Origin of the sequence: Siphonobacter curvatus, assembly GCF_002943425.1 — a bacterium.
GTDB lineage: Bacteria > Bacteroidota > Bacteroidia > Cytophagales > Spirosomataceae > Siphonobacter > Siphonobacter curvatus.
Map to the genome: position 1 here is coordinate 2,126,889 of NZ_PTRA01000001.1, position 19,680 is coordinate 2,146,568.

The 19,680-nt window shown below is 45.4% G+C and carries 14 protein-coding genes; 10 read left to right on the forward strand and 4 right to left on the reverse strand.

Annotation, left to right across the window (positions count from 1 at the left end; all coding sequences use genetic code 11):
* Positions 1-745: 745 nt before the first annotated feature.
* The 5 genes from C5O19_RS08795 (at position 746) to C5O19_RS08815 (ending at position 4,687) form a co-directional block, all read left to right on the forward strand.
* Positions 746-1,009, forward strand: a complete 264-nt coding sequence (locus C5O19_RS08795) for a hypothetical protein (RefSeq protein ID WP_104711410.1) — start codon at positions 746-748, stop codon at positions 1,007-1,009.
* Positions 1,010-1,116: 107 nt separating this feature from the next.
* Positions 1,117-2,478, forward strand: coding sequence for a hypothetical protein (locus C5O19_RS08800; protein ID WP_104711411.1), 1,362 nt, complete (start codon positions 1,117-1,119; stop codon positions 2,476-2,478).
* Positions 2,479-2,610: 132 nt separating this feature from the next.
* Entirely contained in the window at positions 2,611-2,811 is a 201-nt protein-coding gene (locus tag C5O19_RS08805; RefSeq protein ID WP_165795976.1) for a DMP19 family protein, read from the forward strand.
* Between the two features lie 404 nt (positions 2,812-3,215).
* The gene (locus C5O19_RS08810) at positions 3,216-4,046 is read left to right on the forward strand and encodes a helix-turn-helix domain-containing protein (RefSeq protein WP_104711415.1); all 831 of its coding nucleotides are present in this window, start codon (positions 3,216-3,218) and stop codon (positions 4,044-4,046) included.
* 167 nt (positions 4,047-4,213) lie between these two features.
* Entirely contained in the window at positions 4,214-4,687 is a 474-nt protein-coding gene (locus C5O19_RS08815) for a cupin domain-containing protein (RefSeq protein WP_165795977.1), read from the forward strand.
* A gap of 567 nt (positions 4,688-5,254) precedes the next feature.
* Here the strand turns inward: C5O19_RS08815 and C5O19_RS08820 are convergent.
* Entirely contained in the window at positions 5,255-5,626 is a 372-nt protein-coding gene (locus C5O19_RS08820; protein ID WP_104711419.1) for a nuclear transport factor 2 family protein, read from the reverse strand.
* Positions 5,627-7,093: 1,467 nt separating this feature from the next.
* Here C5O19_RS08820 and C5O19_RS08825 point away from each other — a divergent pair.
* The 3 genes from C5O19_RS08825 (at position 7,094) to C5O19_RS08835 (ending at position 14,537) form a co-directional block, all read left to right on the forward strand.
* Entirely contained in the window at positions 7,094-7,804 is a 711-nt protein-coding gene (locus tag C5O19_RS08825) for a hypothetical protein (RefSeq protein ID WP_104711421.1), read from the forward strand.
* Positions 7,805-8,279: 475 nt separating this feature from the next.
* Positions 8,280-13,907, forward strand: a complete 5,628-nt coding sequence (locus C5O19_RS08830; protein ID WP_104711423.1) for a PAS domain S-box protein — start codon at positions 8,280-8,282, stop codon at positions 13,905-13,907.
* 297 nt (positions 13,908-14,204) lie between these two features.
* Entirely contained in the window at positions 14,205-14,537 is a 333-nt protein-coding gene (locus C5O19_RS08835; RefSeq protein WP_165795978.1) for a GNAT family N-acetyltransferase, read from the forward strand.
* Positions 14,538-14,883: 346 nt separating this feature from the next.
* On the opposite strand, the gene C5O19_RS08840 is transcribed toward C5O19_RS08835, so the two are convergent.
* A complete protein-coding gene (locus C5O19_RS08840; protein WP_104711427.1) occupies positions 14,884-15,363 on the reverse strand; it encodes a DinB family protein in 480 nt (159 codons plus the stop codon).
* Between the two features lie 292 nt (positions 15,364-15,655).
* Between C5O19_RS08840 and C5O19_RS08845 the strand changes: the two genes are divergently transcribed.
* Positions 15,656-15,886 (forward strand): hypothetical protein, encoded by a 231-nt coding sequence (locus C5O19_RS08845; RefSeq protein WP_104711429.1) that lies wholly within the window; start codon positions 15,656-15,658, stop codon positions 15,884-15,886.
* A 305-nt stretch (positions 15,887-16,191) separates the two neighbouring features.
* Here C5O19_RS08845 and C5O19_RS08850 read toward each other — a convergent pair whose 3' ends face one another.
* Positions 16,192-17,040: a hypothetical protein gene (locus C5O19_RS08850; RefSeq protein ID WP_165795979.1), complete on the reverse strand. Its 849-nt coding sequence runs from the start codon at positions 17,038-17,040 to the stop codon at positions 16,192-16,194.
* A 155-nt stretch (positions 17,041-17,195) separates the two neighbouring features.
* A complete protein-coding gene (locus tag C5O19_RS08855) occupies positions 17,196-17,837 on the reverse strand; it encodes a helix-turn-helix transcriptional regulator (protein WP_104711432.1) in 642 nt (213 codons plus the stop codon).
* A gap of 1,261 nt (positions 17,838-19,098) precedes the next feature.
* Between C5O19_RS08855 and C5O19_RS08860 the strand changes: the two genes are divergently transcribed.
* Complete coding sequence (locus C5O19_RS08860; RefSeq protein ID WP_094811630.1) at positions 19,099-19,650, forward strand: YciE/YciF ferroxidase family protein; 552 nt, start codon at positions 19,099-19,101, stop codon at positions 19,648-19,650.
* Positions 19,651-19,680 lie beyond the last annotated feature (30 nt).

Sequence of the window (19,680 nt, forward strand, 5' to 3'; positions counted from 1 at the left end):
TCGCTTCCACTAGAGGGGGAGCAAGTTTGTAGGCTCCCTTTAAAACGATTTAGGGTTAATTGAGAGGTCAACTCAAAACTGAGTCGGCTAAATACCGGTGAGGGCGATATTATAATATCTTCAAAAACGATAGTTAGAGGGCAAAGAAGACTTTTTAGAAGTCGTCAACGCGTACGAAGCAACCATTCGGTTGCTTGAGGTGCTAAAAGTAACTTCTTTGATAAAAATCAGATCTTTTATATTTAATGCCTAGTGGCTCAGGGAAAAATACGGGAACGAACAATAGGCTAATCATTGAATTAACAAGGCTATTGATCCGGTCGTCTGAGATCAAGAATGTGTAGAGAGCGTATTCAGCGACTAGAATACCACCCATAGTCAAAATAAAAAGAAGGGGTTGCTTAATCTTGAGAGCCCAATACATGGGAATAAACAAGAATAATAGTAGAGTAAGGGGTAGAAAGACGGCATATAGGCCCGCATAAAATAAAGATGCGGCATTGAAGACTTGCTCTTGGGTGGCCAAGTATACTATGAAAACCAAATACTTAGTGATTCAGAAATAAAAGATTCTCAATCCAGGATGAGGCGTGCGTATCATAGATTGGCAATATGATAAAACCTTGTGTATAGATTGCACTAGCTATGCTAGATAATTATTCCCATCCTGAAAGGCGGTCCTATGCATTGAGTTGTTGGCTATTTTTGAGTGCGTTGAATTACATTTCAGCTAAATCGTCTCAAAATGGCCTTTTTACAGACCGCCTGGGGAGATCAGGCCGATATCATATCCATGGATGAGATCAATCAGGCTATTGCTCAGCTTCAGGACATGGATGAAGAACATGGGGCCTTCTGGGTCGGTGACGATGAGGAGGACTACGTGTTAGAAATACACCGTGACTTAAAAGTAATGGTAAAATTCCCGGAAGATCCCGACGAAGAAAACTGGGGTCAGCTTAGCCGTTGGGAAGATATCCGCACGCTTTATGCACACTTGTTAAGCTAGGATTTTGACCACTTCAGGCAGGCCTTGCATGCGTATATTGGCTAGTCGATTAATATAACCCCTAATTACACCATTTATTCTATACCTAACAGCACACACGATCATTCATGTCTGATAACACCCCCTCGTCTGGTTCGCCACTTACTCCCGACGAGCAAGACAAGCTCCGGGAACTAACCACCCAAAGCTGGAACCTCGAACTAGCGATCTCCGGGGTGGCCATGTTCGCCATCCTGCAATTGCCCGATTTGCTAGAATCGCTGTTCAATTACCTCCGGTATAATTACATGGCTCACACCAGTGGACCCGCGGCCACCTTACCCTCGCTAGCCTATAGCCTGATTCGGGCTACTTGTCATGTTTTGTTTGCGGCTTTTCTGGCCAATTTTGTGATGCGAGCGTTTTGGGTAGGTCTGGTAGGGCTACTAGCCGTTTTTCCCTCGGGCATCCGCTACGACCATATTCCCTTCTCTACGCCTTATGCCCAGAAACGTATGGCTGACGAACTGGGCCCACTCGACCGTTATATTCTCTGGCTCGACAAACGGTGCAACATCGTCTTTGCCCTCGCTTTTCAGTTCGTGTTCCTGCTCGTGGTGATAGCCCTAGTCTACTTGCTGGGGTTACTGTTTTACTTAGTGGTTCAACCCAACGTATCTGCCCCGGTCTGGCTTGGGGTCAAAATGGTCTTAGGCTCCTTACTAGTCGTTTTCTTCTTAGCTATTATCTTGTTGAATCAGAGGAGGATCAGAGAGACCCCCAGGGGCAGTCAGCTTCACTACCGGTTTACGAAGGTAGGACAACTACTATTCTTGGGCTTATACAAACACACCTCCTACGTTACCAACACATTTTATAGCAATATCCGGCCCGGCAAGGTAATTCAGGCGGCAACGATTTCCATGGTAGTACTTTTTGTGGTGTTCTTTCTCGAATACAGCAACTATGTCTTGCCTATGCGAGGGAGAATGTCGCTTTTCAACAGCCGACATCTGTACTCGGCCAGTATCGATAGTCTCTACATCGAGCCTACGGCCTATGACAACCAGCGTCCGGAGGGTGCCTTTATTGGCGGAGCTTCCATCCAGTCAGACGTTATTCGGGAACCTTACCTACGCTTATTCATTGCCTATCCTAAAGCACTCGACACCCTGCTTGAGCAGGTAGTGCCCGAACCAGCCTGGAGTGATACGCTGTCGAGTAGGGGACGTCGGCAGCAGTATGCGATCTGGAGCAGCCAGCAGATCAAGAAGCTGATCCGCATCACCGTGAACGATTCGGTTTATGCTCAACCTGACCTGCTACTTACCAAAGCCGGCAGTCAGGAGCAAAGCGGCTGGCAAACGGTGTTGGTACCAGGTAATCTTAGAACGGGCCATAATCGGCTCGGCGTGGCCCTGCAAGACCCTCGAAAAAAAGAAGCCGATCAACTGGCGACTATTCCGTTCTGGTACGTACCTGAACCCTAATGAAAATAGCTTTGGGTTCATATAATTGCCACTTATATAACAACGCCATGTAGTACAATTTAGCCTTTCTTAGCATGAAGCTCAGCAGGACAGGCTTTGATCATGTCGAGTTGCTCACAAAACCAGTCTAAAATGAATACTGATATCTATCTAGAAGAGCCTCAAGCCAACATCGAGCTCCTGGTGGCAGAAGTAGACAATGGAGGTTTTGGTCAGTACTTCATTAATTCTTTGGGCGTTGATTGCTTCAAAACACTAAGAGCACTTAGAAGTATGGGTAAGGTCAAGACGGCTGAAATCCTTCAACAAGCAATTCATCTAATCAATCCCTAAAACTTGCCTGAAAGCCAGCTTATTGATAAAATCAGAAGTAGACAGATAAAGGAACGGGATGATGAAGATGTAAATAAGGCTCTTCCTACATTGGACTCCTTGTTTTATACCCAGCCTGACGGACCGTTAGCACCATAAGGGTGAATATAATACCTACTTGTAAAACGGCGAAAAACAACGTCATTTAGGCTAACATTAGTCTCCTAAGCTCAGAGCGATCACTGAGAACTATTCATTAATTCTGGACTGAGCCGCCGCAGTGGTCCAAAGCAGTTCGTTAAAGCCAGCGTTTACCTATTGGGTGGGTGTAACCTACCAAGGAAAGAAAGGATGACGGAGCGGGCCGGTAGCCCATAAGCCGTTAACCTGTTCTATACTAGTGAGTCATCAAAAAACAGCATGCGATGATCTACCAAAGCACTCAGCCTCACCCCGCTTTACAGCCCTTTGTCAAAGAATATATTCTGATCCATTTCAACTTTAAGGCGTTGACCGGTCAGCGGCCAGCCCGACTCTTGGAAGCTCGGGCCGAACAAAGCCTTATTTTTTATCCCTCTGGTCAGTTCACCAAAATAAGTCCGGACCAGCAGCAACGACTCGTCATCCCAGCCAGTGTGATTCAAGGCCAGTTACTGAGTAGCTGGTTTCATCACTATCCGGAAAATTTTAAGGTAGTCAAGATTGTTTTTCAGCCCGGAGGACTCTTTCATTGGCTGGGTCAGCTACCCACCACCTATTTTGCTAATGCCGTAGTTGATGCGGAAGATGTACTGGGCCGGGAAACCTACCAGATCCTTCAGCAATTGATGGATACCCAGCAATACGACCGTATGATCCGGACCACCGAGACCTTTCTGCTCACGAGGTTTCAAAAACTGCGTTTACGGATCGAGCCGATCGATCGGCTCAATGGCTTCGGGGAGAAGCTCTCTGGGCCTCTATCTCTGGACGATCTCGTGCATCAGTCCTGTCTTAGCGTTCGGCAGTTTGAACGAAAATTTAAGCAGCGTAATGGGGTGAGCCCTAAATTATTTCTACGGATTGCCCGCTTCAACCGGGCCTTTGCCCTCAAGCAGCGAAAGACAACCTTGGATTGGCTCGCCGTTGCCCTGAGTTGTGGCTACGGAGATTATCAGCATATGGTCAAAGACTTCAAACAATTTGCCGGACTGACGCCGCCTGACCTGCTGGAAGCCCAAGCCCGTGCCCCCGAAAAATTACTCGGTCTTCGGTAAAGATGTCGTTTTTTGACCACCACCCTTTCTACCGGCAAGGCTAGCTTTGTGACCCTCACATCCAGTCGATCAACGCTATGTATCCTCCGACACGCCGTTCTTTCATAGTGCGTTTATCCGCACTCGCCGCTCATCGCTTGCTTTCGCCTACATTAGCGACTACTACTATGGCTAGTTCAGCAACCAAACCCTTTGTGATTCAAGAGAGTGAAGCGCGCTTTGGCCAGCTTTATCAGGTTCTGGGCATGGAGCTCTCCTTAAAAATAGCCGGTCAGGATACCCACCAGCAGTTGACCATGTTTTATGGCAAGTATCATAAAAACGACGGCCCACCTGTCCATGTTCATCATGGACAGGATGAGCAGTTCTACATCGTCGAAGGCGACTTTCTCGTGCAGGTGGGTGAACAGACTTACACCCTGCACGGGGGCGATACTATCTTTTTACCCAGGCAGGTGCCCCATGCCTTTTTAGTACTCAGTGAAACGGGGAAAATGTTTTTTCAGACCAATCCAAGTGGCCAAACCGAAGCACTTTTCAAACGCCTGTCTCAATTGCCAGCTACGGCTACGCTGGAAGAGATCAAACAAGTTCACCAGAAGCATGGCGTCAGTATTGTTGGACCGCGGTTACAAAACTAGGGTACCACTGACTGGGCCACTGGGTTTGAACGGGTGTGCTAGTTGGGTCAAGCACTGTAGGTATTTATTGATTGGGTTAGGGTCGAAAGGGTTCTAGAAGACCCCTATCTGATTATTCACTAGTCAAGGCATCGAAGCGATTTCACTAGAAAACCTGTTTGTCTTACAGAGGAAATCAAAAGATAGACTTCTCTGGAAGATCGATGCCATATCTACTCTATATCCTTTTACATACAACCCTTGGCCAAATGTGAAATGCAGGCATTCGCACGCAAGCATCTACCCGAAAACCCGGCATTTCTCCACCTACTCACTCTTTGTAGAGGCCCAATATATAGTCGGATAGCTGGAAGCCTTTTCAAGGGCAAATTAGGAGTAAAAGAGACGTTTCAGGGGGCAAATCAGTCCACCCGTCGAGCAAATACCACTTAGCTATATAGTCCACTGTAGCTTTAGCTTACTGAATCGCTCAGTGGTGACTTGTTCTGATAAGCAAACGGCTTTAAGGAATGATTCATGGGAAAGCCTACTTGTCGTTGCAGGTAGGCTTTTTTGTGACCGAACTAACTATCCTTCTGCCTGGCTAATGTGAGCCGCAACAATCTGCCAGCCATTCTCGGTCTTATGCCAAACGCGGGTATAGCGGAATAAACCCTCTATGGCACTTTCGCCCACCCATACCCTTAGCTTCATCAGGGCAAACACGATCGCAGTTTCCAGGAACACCTTGATTTTAACCTCCTGTGCGATGATGCTTTCAATGCGTAACTGTCCGGATTGGTGGGCGGCCAGATCATCCGCCTTGCTCAGCAGGTAGCCGGCTGGATCCGTGACAATCACTTCGTCATCGATCAACGCATCCAGTGTTTCTACATCGCTTTGCAGCATAGCCATACGTAAACGTTCTTCCTGGTGTTGGATTTCTTCTAAAGCCTGCATCGTCTTTTTTTAGGCAAAGAACCAAGCATTACTTTGACTCGATAGTCAGTTTTACTTGAGATTTAGTGGGGAATTCAGAGGGCTGGCTATAGGCTTTTGACGGGGCGAAAAATATTTCTTGAATTATTTACTGGAAAAATGCACAAATCAAATCTTAAAACCATTACCATCATGTACAACAAATTTAATTTCACCTCCGCACCGACGGTATTGTTGGCAAAGGCTTAAACTTGCCAGCGGTATAGATAAAAATATTCTAAACATCAGATGTGAAAAAAGAGCTTTCCCGAATGGTTATATACTAGAATATAGCACTGCACTCGAGCGTGAAGATTACCTGAGAGATACCCTAAAGAACCCATTGGTCTGGAGCCGTGGCAACGAGAGGAATGTTGATTTGGATACCTTGATACATGTAGAAACAAAGGTATTTTACCTACAAGGGCAGCCTTATCGGATCGAACATTTCAAATCACAAATGAGAGCCATTGACGAATGGGTTGATTTATACTGGAATGATAACTAGGGCCATTGTTGAAAAGAGCGACGTATTGGCCAGTTTACAGCGTACTTCAATCGTAGGATCAGTACCTAAATAAAAAGATTTAGGCCTTAGTGAAAGTGGCTTACCCGGCGATAAAAGAATACATTTACGTGAGAGGAATGCTTAGGGTAGAGTTAAAGCCTTGGGTTGAGCCTATCATTGATGAGAGCTATTTAATTAATATAGTAGATAGCTAATCTTAATTTGACAAGCTTCAGTCGATTGACAATTAATTTTTTATCCAGAGGCTAATGACATACCAACCCTAAAAGAATATATGCAACGTGAGGAACTAGAGAATACCGCCCTCTTCCTACAGCCGATTATCCGGCTCTAAAAATTGAGTAAGTTGAGGTAAATGCCGACTTTCTCGTGAATTAGGAATTAGAACTTGGTAAACTGACGGTGCATGCTTTGATAGTACCGATGATCTAATAAAATTCATTACTTTTATTAATAGCAGCAAATTCAAGATTTCCAGCGAAGTCGAACGAATTCAGATTTTGGTTTCGGCTTTGCGGAAGTTTCGAGAAATGATTCATGCCGAACTAGGCCTTTGGCTATCTCAAACCAGTAATAGGAACTATTGAGCAAGGTACCCCAAATGTGGTCTTAATACGCTAGAAAATTTTAAAGGATCTTTCGACTAAGGTTACCGTAAGGGTAGAGGCTGAATAAGAGAAGATTCAGCGAAAGATGCAGTACTAGACTTCAATACGCTAAGCCCCTTGTAACGGAATACAGAGGAGGTGTATTGCTGGTATAAATAACTAAATAAGTCAGTTCTATTAATTCGGTTGTTTGTGAGTAGCAGAAGCGATTAGATGAGTATTGGAAAGCAGTATGAGCAGTCTTTTCAATTTAGAGGTCTTTTTTTATTCAACACAGTACTATCTTTGATTGCCTAAATTTAAAAGCTCTATATGAAAATTTTTACCGCTCTTGCTTTTTCCTTAATAGCTACCACCGCTTTTTCCCAAATTGGTATTGGTACCCAAACACCGCACCCAAGTGCCCAATTGGAAGTCAATTCAACGAACAAAGGAATACTTATTCCACGGGTAACGCAGGCCAACAGACCGGGTAGTCCTGGTCAGCCCGAAGCTGTTAATGGCTTAATGATTTACCAAACTGATGTAGACCCGGGATTTTATACCTTCAACGGATCTGCATGGGATAAAATGGTTAGTAAAAGTGAAATTCCCAGTAGTACTTATTTCTACGGAGTGAATGGCTACACCCGGTATTTCGTTTTAGAACCAATCGTACCCAAAATGATGAATTTCCCAGCTATCAATAGTTCTGATGACTTTGAAATCAATGAGGATAAAACCATTTTCACCGTCAAAAAAGCTGGGAATTATTTGGTTAGCTTTTTCATAAGTGCAAAACCAGAGTCTTTAGAGAATAGATATGGATATCAAGCAGCTTTATTTGTGGACCCTTATCCTAGTAGTCAGGCTTACGTGAGATCATCTGATTTAGATTATAAAGTGCAGTCTACTTCTATTATACGATTAAAAGAAGGAGATAAAGTAGGGTTACATGTAGCTCAATACAACCAGCAAACCATTACGCTTCAACTAGATGATTTTGCTCAAGGGGCTTCTCTTACCTTGGTAAGACTTAACTGATGTATTGATAGATAATTAGGATAGCTTATTACCATAGAAAGGCCATTGGCTATCCTATACCATAGTGAGTAGCTAAGAGGTCACTAGGTATCAAAACGTTCGAACCACTAAAGCAGACTCTTTCGGCTAAAGTTACCGTAATGGCTGAAGCTGAGCAAAAGCTAGCTATACGCAAACGTTGTAACTAATCTAAAATATATTTCTGACCCGTCTGGCATTGCTGGGCGGTTTTTTTTAATAGTTCGTATAGTAGTAAGCGTACGAAACAGTAGTCCTACATCTAACGAAATAATACCCCAGTACTGGAAACCTCAGTAGTGGGATTTTCTTGACTTAAGGTAAGAAAAATAGCTATCCTATGGCTGCTGCTTGGAATAGGCTTACTTAGACATTCATTCCCGCCAGAATTGAACCCTTTTACTGCTTAGTGATTACCCACGATTACTAGTTGAGTCCCTCCAACCTTTTTATCGTTATGGATGCTAATAAAAGCAGTTCGCACGCTTCTGTTCAAACGAATGAGTATCAAATCTTACTTGAATCCTTCGCTCAGGCTTTTTGGGAAACCAACGCAGAGGGTTTAGTCGTCGTTGATTCACCGAGCTGGCGGGCCTATACGGGTAAGTCGCTGGGTGAAGGCTGGGTGAAAGCTGTACATCCCGATGATCAGGAATATGCCCTTGCTCAGTGGCAGGAAGCGGCTAAACGGCTCTGGCCCGTAAACGCTGAATTTCGTCTGCAACGACCGGGGGGTGGTTGGCGGTGGACCAACGTGCGGGCGATACCGATCCTTAACGCCGATGGAAGCGTCAAAAAATGGTTGGGCATCAACATTGACATTCAAGCCAAAAAAGAGGCCGAAGCAAACTTATTGCATACGCAGCAAACCTACCAGCAAGAGCTTGAGCAGCAGGTAGCCGAGCGAACCCAACAGTTACAGCAAAGCCAGACTTTACTTAAAGCCACTCTGGATAGTACGCTCGATATGATCCAGGTGTTTAAAGCGGTACGCAATCAAGCCGGTGAAATCATTGATTTTGTCTGGATTCTTAACAATCAGAGTAGTGAACAGCAGTACGGAGATGTAATCGGCCAGAGCCTGCTCACGCTCAATCCCGGCGTGAAAGAAGTCGGCATTTTTGATACGTTCAAGCAAGTCTGCGAAACGGGCATCGCGGATCAGTCCGAGCGGCACTACGCCCATGAACAGTTTGATGGGTGGTTTTATCAGTCCACCGTTAAGCTGGGCGATGGTGTGGCGACGACGACCACCGATATAACGGCTCGCAAGCAGGCAAAAGCCGAGTTAGCGTCTACGAAAGAATTGTTGCAGGCGATTCTTGATAGTACGCCCTTCATTATTCAGGCTTTTGAGGCCGTAAGGGATGATGCTGGTCGCATCAGGGACTTTACCTGGATTATGAACAATCAGGGGGGCGTCAGTCAGAATGGTGAGGTCATTGGTCAACAGCTGCTTAAACTAAACCCGGGCGTAGTAGAAACCGGCTTGTTTGAAAAGTTTGTACAGGTTACCGAAACGGGTCTAGCTATTGAGCAAGAGCAGTATTATTCCCATGAACAGTTTCAGGATCAGTGGTTTTATCAGACCCTAGTGAAAATGGGGGATGGCTTCGTGATGACTACTCAAGATATCACGGAGAAGAAACAAGCGGAACAGGAGCTCAAAGCAAGCAAAGAATTAGTGCAGACCGTTTTTGACGTTACGCTGAATCCCATTGCTTATCACAAAGCCGTACGGGACGAAAACGGCACCTTGGTTGATTTCGAGTTTCAATTAGAAAACCAGCAAGCCCGTAAGTATGCTCTTCAAAACCAAAGGGGTCAGCGATATTCACAGGCGTATCCCGGCATTAAAGACACGCTGGTATTCAAACTGTATCGGGAGGTGGTAGAGACCGGTACTGAATTGAATACTGAAGTCCAGATTAACCTCAAAGGCATGGACCGCTGGTTTCATCTGATGGCCGCTAAACTGGAGGATGGCCTGGTGGCTACTGCGATCGATGTCACGCAGCAAAGAAAAGCGGAGCAGGAATTACTTGAGCAGGCACATCTCATTCGCATGATTAGTGAAATTTTGCCCGATGTTGTAGCCGTAGTCGAGCTTTCCTCTAAAAAGATCCTGCATGCTAACCAAAATCCGATAGTTGTGCTCGGTTTTGACCCGGAGGAAATAGTAGCCATGCCCTTCGCAGATCGGATGAGTTTGTTTCATCCCGAGGATTTGCCCGCTATTCAGGCCTATTATCAGCGGTTTGAGACACTAGCAGACGGAGAGGAAAACAAGACCGAATATCGGCTGAAAAATAAGAAGGGTGATTGGGTGTTACTATCCATTCGTGGCAAAGTGTTCAAGCGGGATGAAGTGGGTCAGGTGACTCAGATTTTGATAATCGCAACCGATTATACGGAACGCAGAAAGGCCGAGCAGGAAAATCTTCGACTGAAAGACGAAATAGCTAAACGTGCTCAGGATAAGTATCAATCGCTATTTAACTCCATCGGCGAAGGCTTCGGTATCATTGAATTGATCTATGACGAGACCGGCTATGCCGTAGATTATCGTTTCATTGAAGTTAATCAAGCCTACCTATCGCACACGGGGCAGGATGACCCGACCGGCAAACTCGGTTCCGAAGTCGCTCCTGGTACGGAATACTATTGGCTGAATACGTACCAAAGCGTGATCGATACCGGAGAGCCGGTTTTTCTAGAGAACTATCACGCTGACTCCGAACGCTGGTACAAGTTGTATGCTTCACGTATTGGCGGGTCAGATAGCCATCAGGTCGCTGTTGTTTTTGAGGACATCACCGAACGTAAACGCCAAGAAGAACAACTGGCATTTTTAGCTGAAATAACTAAAGATCTGATTGATCTAAAGCCCATTAAAGATACGGTGGGCATGCTGGCGGAGAAAATTGGCAAGCATTTCAACGCTCAGTGGTGCAATTTCGGGGAAGTATCTGACACGTTGGAAGTAGAGGTGTTTATGGAGGGCTGGACGGCCGATGACGTACCCTCAGTAAATGGCCGCCACCAGATAAAAGACCTTTGGACCGAAGAACAAATTGCCAAGAATAATGCCGGCGAACTTATCGCGGTAATCGACACGGAGACCGACTCCCGAGTGAGCAAAGAGGCGTATGCGGCCTTACAGATCCGGTCTTTTGTCGCAGTGCCGCTGGCTCATAAGGGTACTTTCAAATTCATGCTGGGAATTGCAGCGATGCAACCCCGGCGGTGGCGTAAGGACGAGATTGAATTAATAAAGGAGTTAACCACGCGAATTTGGAACCGGCTGGAAAAAGCACGCATCGAAGAAGCCTTGCAGAAAAGCGAAGAAAAATACCGCACGTTGTTTAACTCGATTGACGAAGGGGTTGCCATTGTGGAAGTCTTTCCCGACCCGCACGGGCGTATTACCGATCTGATTTGGCATGAAGCGAACCCGGGGGTTGAACGTCATGCGGGAATCGGCGGCTGGTTGGGAAAGCGAGCCAGTGAAATCGTGCCCCATCTGGAACAGGATTGGTTGGATGCGATGAGTGACGTTTATCAAACCGGTGAGTCAGTGCGGATGGAAGCCTATAACGCTGACTTGGGCCGTTGGATTGACACGTACTACTCGCGAGTCGGCGGGGCGGGTAGTCCCTTCATGGCCGCCGTGTTCCAGGACATCACCGAACGCAAACAACAGGCCGAAGAGCAGGCTTTCCTACTTAAATTTTCTGACGAACTACGAACCCAGCTAACGGCGGATGCGGTAGCGAACCGAGCCCTTGAACTACTCACCGAGCAATTACAACTGGATCGCAGTTACATTACCTCGTACTATGTAGAAGAAAACCGGGCCGATCTTGATTATCAACTTGGCAAAGATACCGTGCCCCCCTTGCCTGACCACTTTGTTTTGTCCGACTATCCAGAAGCGTTTAAGGCTATTTTCGATGAGACCTTCGTCATTGAAGATGACTACGAAAGGCAAGGCCTATCCGAGGCCGAAAAGCGAAACAGTAAGAAATTGGGTATGCGAGCAATGGTGGCCTCGACTTTGCGTAAAGGTGAAAATAAGCCCTTGTGGTCCATGGTCGCTATCTCATCGCATCCTCGCCGCTGGACACCCAGAGAGATTAAATTGGTGGAAGCCGTAGCTGAACGCACCTGGGCGGCGGTGGGACGGGCAAAGCTGGAGGAAACCCTGCGGCAATCAGAACAGCGGATTCGGCTGGCGGTAGAGGCTGCCCAGATGGGCACCTGGGAATGGGATTTAGTAAACGACCAGGTGTATTGGAATGAAGAGCATTTTCACTTGTTAGGCATGAACATCGAGCCTAATCCAATCCCTTCCAGTGCATTTACCCGTCACCTGCATCCCGAGGATGCTGAATCGATTCTGACTCAACTACAAGAAGCCATCACGAATCGTACACTTTATGATGCGGAGTTTCGAATGATACGGGAAGATGGAGAAACGCGATGGATGAGCGGCTATGGAAGAGTCACTGCCGAGGAAAATGGCCAGCCCCTGCGGGCTAGCGGAGTCATGGCTGATATTACAAACCGTAAAGTCGTTGAAGAAGCCCTGCGGGAAAATGACGTCCGACTGGCCGCCCTCTTTGAAAGCCTGCCGGTCGGCGTTGGCGTAATGGATAGCACTGGAAAGATCGTGCTGAGCAATCAGAAAATGGACTATTATATGCCCAGCGGTATCATTCCTTCCCGGGACTTAGATCATCCGCAACGCTGGCGTGCGTACGATGCCGAGGGGCAAGCCTTGGCGTTAGAAGACTATCCAGGATCACGGGCACTAAGAGGGGAGTCAGTTGTGCCGGGTATTGAAATGCAATATACCGAAGGGGGGGAATACCTACATTGGGCCCGGGTAGCGGCGGTGCCTATCTGGAGTCAGACGGGCCAGGTCACCGGAGGCGTGGCGGTCATTACCGATATCCATGCATTAAAGCAGACTGAACATCGGTTGAAAGAAGCGGATCGGCGTAAGAATGAGTTTCTGGCCATGCTGGCTCATGAACTTCGCAATCCCATGGCTACGCTTTCCAACGGATTGCAGGTACTATCTCTAACGGTGGCAACCAGTACTCAGGCCCAATCCGTACTGGAGATGATGACTCGCCAGATGAATCACCTGGTACGCATGGTGGACGACCTGCTCGATGTCAGCCGCATTAGTCAGGGGAAGATCGAACTCCGAAAAGAGCGTGTCAATCTAGTCGAACTCATCAACCAGACGACCGAAGCTGTGCGAACCTTGGTGAATTCAAAGCAGCAAAAGCTAACGGTACGTTTGCCGGATACCCCGGTTCAGTTGGAAGGGGATCCTACGCGGCTCATGCAGGTAGTGATGAATCTATTAACGAATGCCTCTCGCTATACAGGCCCACAGGGTAACATTCATTTGAGCTTGGAACACACGGGAAATACGGCTTTACTCCACATCCAGGATACGGGTGTTGGCTTAAGTCCGGATCAGCTAACCTCTATTTTCGAGTTGTTTGTGCAGGTTGATAATTCGTTGGCCCGTTCGGCAGGCGGACTGGGTATAGGGCTTACGCTAGTCAAACAGATTGTCGAACTGCACGGCGGGCAAGTAGAGGCTCAAAGTGAGGGACTGGGCCGGGGTAGTACGTTCATGGTCCGCTTGCCTACCGTAAAAGAGGTTCAATCGCACTTTGCGGTCGGAGAAGACGCAAAAACGGGTCCCCTACGCATTTTGCTGATAGATGATAATCCCGATGCTACGCTCACCCTGCGTATGCTTCTGGAAATACACGGGTATCAGGTACACGCCTGTAATAGCGGCAGGGACGGAATCACAGCGGCGGAAAGTCTCAGACCTGACGTCATTTTGTTGGATATTGGTATGCCCGATGTGGATGGGTATGAAACCTGCCAGCAGATTCGCCAACAGCCTTGGAGCAGGGGAGTATTCATTATAGCGGTTTCGGGATATGGTCAAAAGGAAGACCAACGGAAGGCCCAAGAAGCGGGCTTCAACGAATACTTAACTAAGCCTGTAAATGTGGAGTCATTGATTCAAGTACTGTCCCGGCTTTCTTAACTTGATTCGCTTAAATAGTAGTAGCTGTGGATCATTAGTATTTACAGCCCGTACTATAGAATTCATTGATCAGGTACATTGAAAAAAGATAATCATGAAACGCTCCGATTTTTGCACTGATGAGCGGCTTTCAAAGTAGGTCAAAATGTACGGTACCCTTCGCATTTTGTATTAGAATACCGGGATATTCAACTAATAGAAAAACATGCTCAATAAAAGGCTATTGACTTTTCCCACACTCACTACGGAACGGTTGACACTTCGGCAATTGTTAGAAAACGATGGGCAAGCCATTTTTTGCTTCGATCTGACCCAGTAATAAACAAGTACCTTGATCGAAAGCCGAGTCAAACCTTAGAGGAAGCATTGCAATTTATTCGAAGCATTCAGGCCAATAATCTTCTGTATTGGGCTATTGTAGAGACTTTTAACGGAAAGGTGGTAGGAACCATTGGTCTTTTTAACGTTTCAAACGAAGGCAATACAGGCGAAATAGGCTATGAGCTTTTACCGGAGTACCAAAGACAAGGAATGATGAATGAAGCAATGAAGAAAGTCATTGCATTTGCCGTTGACATACTTGGAATCAAAACCATTGAAGCTTTCACTCATAAAGACAACCAACGTTAAACTAAACTGCTTCAAATACTAAACTTTGAGCAAGCGGAAATTGTCGACGCAGCCAATCCTGATTTGATCGTGTTTTGGCTAATAAACTGAGGAATTAAATAAAAAGACGATTAGGTGTAATTACAATATAATAATAACTCAACCTGAATTTCACTGACTGCCTATCTTAGTTACTGCTTACCATCAACCTGCACATTTAAGTCGGTTCATTCAATAACTACCTTGTCAACACACTCACTTTTTTCATTGATATGGATCAAAGAGCACATTTCATTAAAGATGAGATCGGGTGCATGAAGACAAAAAGCTACTCTTCTACTTTTAGGTAGCTAAGCAGGAAGAATGATTATAGGTGTCTCGAATGAAGCATACTAATCACTAATCCGATTTGCCCCAGGTGATAAAGGTCATGTTGAATGATACCATTGATGAGGTATTCAAACGTATGTCCCTGATCGTTGTAGGGGATTGCTAATACTTCATCCGACTGCTGGCTCAGCAATTCAATTAAACGGGTCTGATTGCTTATCAACTCTTGCTGTAAAGTATTCCATCCTAAAGCCTGAAGCTGCTCCAGTGAAGGCCAATCCTGAGCACTTTGCATCTGGATTTGATAGTCATAATTGCCTTCCAGCCGCTTGATTAAGACCTGACGCCAGGCAATCAGATGAGCCAGGATTTCAGCTGCCGAGTGAACAGGTGGATAGGGTCTTTGAAAGGCTTGCTCGCTAGTTAAGCTTCCCGTCTTTTTCAACAGGGTCTCATCCAGCCAGGGTTGTCCATTAAACAGGCTTTCGAGTTGGGAAATATAATAGGCGACTGTCATGACATGGTCGGTAAGGTTAGGGGGTAAAGCTAGCTAGATACAGGTTAAGATACCTTTGGCCAGGAGTGAAAATATTTTGAACGAATAGTTTGATGAATCCAGCCGGTTGGATTCATCAAACTATTCACAAGCGTTGAGATAGCCTGCCTGGTATGAGCGTTGAGAAGTTATACCATGGCTGGCTAAGAGGTGTGGCGGCGGTTAAGAACTAGGTCTGCCGTTCGTACCAAGAAGCTTATCAGATTGTCTGGTATTTACGTATATTGGCAAGGATTCTATTCAGGACACTAACATGACAGGTAAACAAATTTTTGACAATTACCAGAGAAACGGACGAGCAGCACCCGTAGGTAGTGAGGAACGGGAATATGGAGGTCTGTTACTAACGGCATTGATGACCGTAGGCAAAGAGGAGCTTTTCGCTACGCTGGAAGAAGCCGAAAAGACGGGTAAGAAAGTCGCCCTCACGTATCCTGCTGAATCCGTTCCTGCGGAGCCTAACGGCATTACCCTGGTTGACTAATTCGCCTTTTCGTAGGACTAGGGTTGGTTGAGAATTGAGTTGTAATTATCTGGTAAACAATGATCTATGATATAACTCATGAAGCCATCGATCTTAAGAAGTCTAAGGGCAGGTAAATATTAAAAGAGCTTACGCAGAGTACGTAGGTAGGTGCCGTCCCTAATCCTTACGCTGATTATCTGGCTCTGGAAGAAGTTGAGGTGTATACCGATTTTATCTATTTAAAACGTGAATTTTACACGTATAAAGCCGCTCCGGATATCCGAAGCGGCTTTATACGTGTAAAGGGAGATCACTTGAAACCGTTAAGGTAAGCGTCTGTAAGCTTCGTCTGCACCACCTCCAGCGGGTAGAAGCTCATAACCTGGTATACTAAGACTGCCAAAAGGGGGAAGTAATCCACTTAGACCCGTTTGAGGTCCAGCAAAAGCTTCGGTGCGGCCGCGGTCCAGGGCGTTTAACAGGCTTATGTCACCCCGTTGAAGGATGTTTCTACCGCGAATAATAAACGTATCGCGGCCTTGGGATCGTGGATCAACTTGAGTAATATTCTGAGCCACAACCAAACCTACTCCAGAAATTCTACGGGCTTCTATCGGTGTGTTGTTGACGGTCCAGGAACCTAGGTAAGTCCTGCTAAAATAAACATCCGTAACATTTTGAAAACGATCCTTGACGCGATAAGCTGGAGAGCCGTCAGTAGCCGTCACTTGCTCGAAATCAGAACCTAGGTCGTTGACGCTGAAACCTGAAACAAACCATCCATTTGCATCTGGACCTGGTTCAAAGCAGCCACTAGCTCCTTGTGCGATGGCGGCTGGATTAAAGTCGCTCCGTGCAATGAATTGGCCACCCCGAATAAGAAAGCGTGAACCAAATTGAGGCTCCGGTAAAATTTGTCCTACGTATTGTCGATCACCGTCCCCGGCAATGATTACTTGAAAACGACTATTAGGCACGGTGTTCCAAGTCCCCAATTCTCTTCCAAAGGTAAGGGTAGCACATTGCCCTCCCTGGCTTAGTCTGGCACCAGCTTGTTTGCTTATTGCGGGCGTAGGGGTGTCAATCTCTTGCCTGTTGCAACTCATAGGTATGGTGATCAGACCCACCAGAATCGCATAAAGTCCTTTTCGCAATGTTTGATTCTTGTACATGTTTCGTTCCATTGTATAGATTTAGAAATACCCGTTAAGTGGCCATTCTCTGCGGGTGAGTTACCAGATCAATCTGCTGAACAAAGTTGATTGCCAAGTACTCCGAATACAATAGGGGAAAACCATGGATTTTATAGAACAAATAGGGGAATTCGCTAGCTAATGCGATCAAGTATTTTGATAGCAATTTGGCGTAACTTACTTGTTGATTGAAGGGATAATTTCTGAACTATTCGAAGCTTATGATTCTCGACCGTTTTTACACTGATCGAAAGCTTACTAGCTATTTCCTGATTGGATTCACCCCAACCAATGAGACCTATTACCTCGCGTTCGCGAGAAGTAAGTTTGGCAAGGTAATTTAGCATTTCCGGGTGATTATCCACGGCCGTTAATGGGATCGATGCATAGCGAAGGCCTTGCTGAAGTTGATGTAAGCAAGACCGCAGATCTTGGACGGAAAAGATTGCCGGTAAAAGTCCACTTAAGTCTAAAGAGTTGAATAATTGATGATTTCCTTCGGAGGATAAAAATACAATACACTTTGTTGCTAACTTGGGTGTTGCCCGGATTTGTTGAAGTAACCCGAAGGTGTATTGGTAGAGTGAAAGCTGGGGTGGTTGAATCAGGAAGAAGTCAGGAGCCAGAAAGCTTACTGCTTGATGAATTGGCGTATGATGATCTTCTAAATTGATTAACAGATACTCGTCAGATAGGGAATTGATGATGGAGAGCTGTTCGGCCTTGAGTGCGGGTAAATGATAGGCAATAGTCAGAGGTAGGCGGCAAGAATTCATAAGAGCGTGGCGGATTAGTGGATGGCCAATTTAATCTCTTTTAAGTCTAACTTCCGCTAAGTGCACGAACTAATTTTCAGCGACTTAGCGAAAGGCAGCAGTAGGGAAGGGAAGTGCCTATAGACTTAAAGGGAAAATGCAATCCTACAAGGCCTGATGCATCTTTTAAATGAATAAAGTTTAAATTAGAGCTACTGGTATCGTGCAACAGGAGGTAAAAACTAGTAGGACTTTTGAGCTTAACTCTACTCCAATTCATTTATTCCGTTGCTTTTATTAGTGCTCTTTACTTTTATTATTCTTTTAGAGAGGTAATGAGCTGTCATAACTTAAGTCAAGAAATATTTAATTCTTACGAGAATGAGAGCTTCGAATAAGTTATTAAGGGCTATAATTCAATACAAAGGCTTTAAAATAGGTGTTAGAACTAGTTTTTACAATAAGTGATCGTTAGAATTTACATATCCTACAGTCAAGTTTTAAAAACAATTTATGTTATTCGCTTATTGACAGTAACCGTTGGATATACTATATGTAAAGAATATTATACAAAAGAATGTGTAGTTCTAATAGCTATCTAAAAATATCCTTAAGCTATGATGCGAAAGTGTTTTGATTATTATTAAAAATAAAACTATCTTTTATAGTGATAAAACAGTAGCAACGTAGAACTTGAATTTTTATAATCTATGCTTCTGACTTTCTAGGTGTAAATAACTTTTAGATTGTAAGACTCAGCGGATAATAGGGTTGTCAAATCGTTGAATTAACCTATATAGGAATATTGAACCTGTCTTGTTATTTAAAACGAAAGAATTAGTCCGTTGTGTTCAGTATATATTCCGCTCAGGTAGTTGAATCTTAAGCAGCGGCGTTTGCTCCGTTGTATCGAGGAGATCAACTGGAAAACAAATAATCAGATTCTGCATAGCTAGTAAAAAAGGCAGCAAATTACTCCTATTAGCAATCAGACCGGATGATCTCCCCTAACTACCGCGACAGGACAGAGGAGTAGCGAAACGCTTCTTCTGGCAAACTAAGATGGAACTAGTAAAGGGTAGATGAGATCTCAATGGATCGAAAAAAGAATGACGTCTATACCGATCAAATCCGATTCATTCGAATCAAAAGGTAAGTTAGACTAGCTTCGTATGTTCTCCTCCGGTAATCATCTAGCATGTTTTACCTCTTTCCTCCCCACTAAAAAGATGGTATAAGTTTTGTGATTATTTAGGGTACGTATCTATTCCATCATACTATTATGAAAAATACAACGGGTGCTGACCCTATCTTCAAAACGAAAACCTCTCCCTCGGCAGAGCCGGCTTTACAGGAACTCTTTTTGGATTGTCTACGGGATATCTACTGGGCCGAAAATCATTTGGTACAGAGTCTTCCTAAGATGATTAGTTCCGCCACTTCCGATAAACTCAAAAAAGCGATTGAAGATCACCTGACGCAGACTGAAACGCACGTGGATCGCCTGGAGCAAATCTTCGAGATCCTCGGCGAGAAAGCCATTGCCAAGAAATGCGATGCGATGGAAGGCCTGACTAAAGAAGGAGAAGGCATCATTGAAAGTACCGACGAGGGTACTGCCACACGCGACGTTGGCATTATTCTGGCTTCGCAAAAAGTGGAGCACTATGAAATTGCCACGTACGGCGGCTTGACCCAATTGGCTCAAACGCTGGGCTATGACGACGTTTCTTCATTACTTGCTCAAACGCTGGAAGAAGAAAAACAAGCAGACGCCCTGTTAACGGAAGTAGCCGAAAGCGACGTGAATTACAAAGCTTCTCAGGAAGCCTAAGCCTAGTATCTATTCTTACGAGTTACGAGC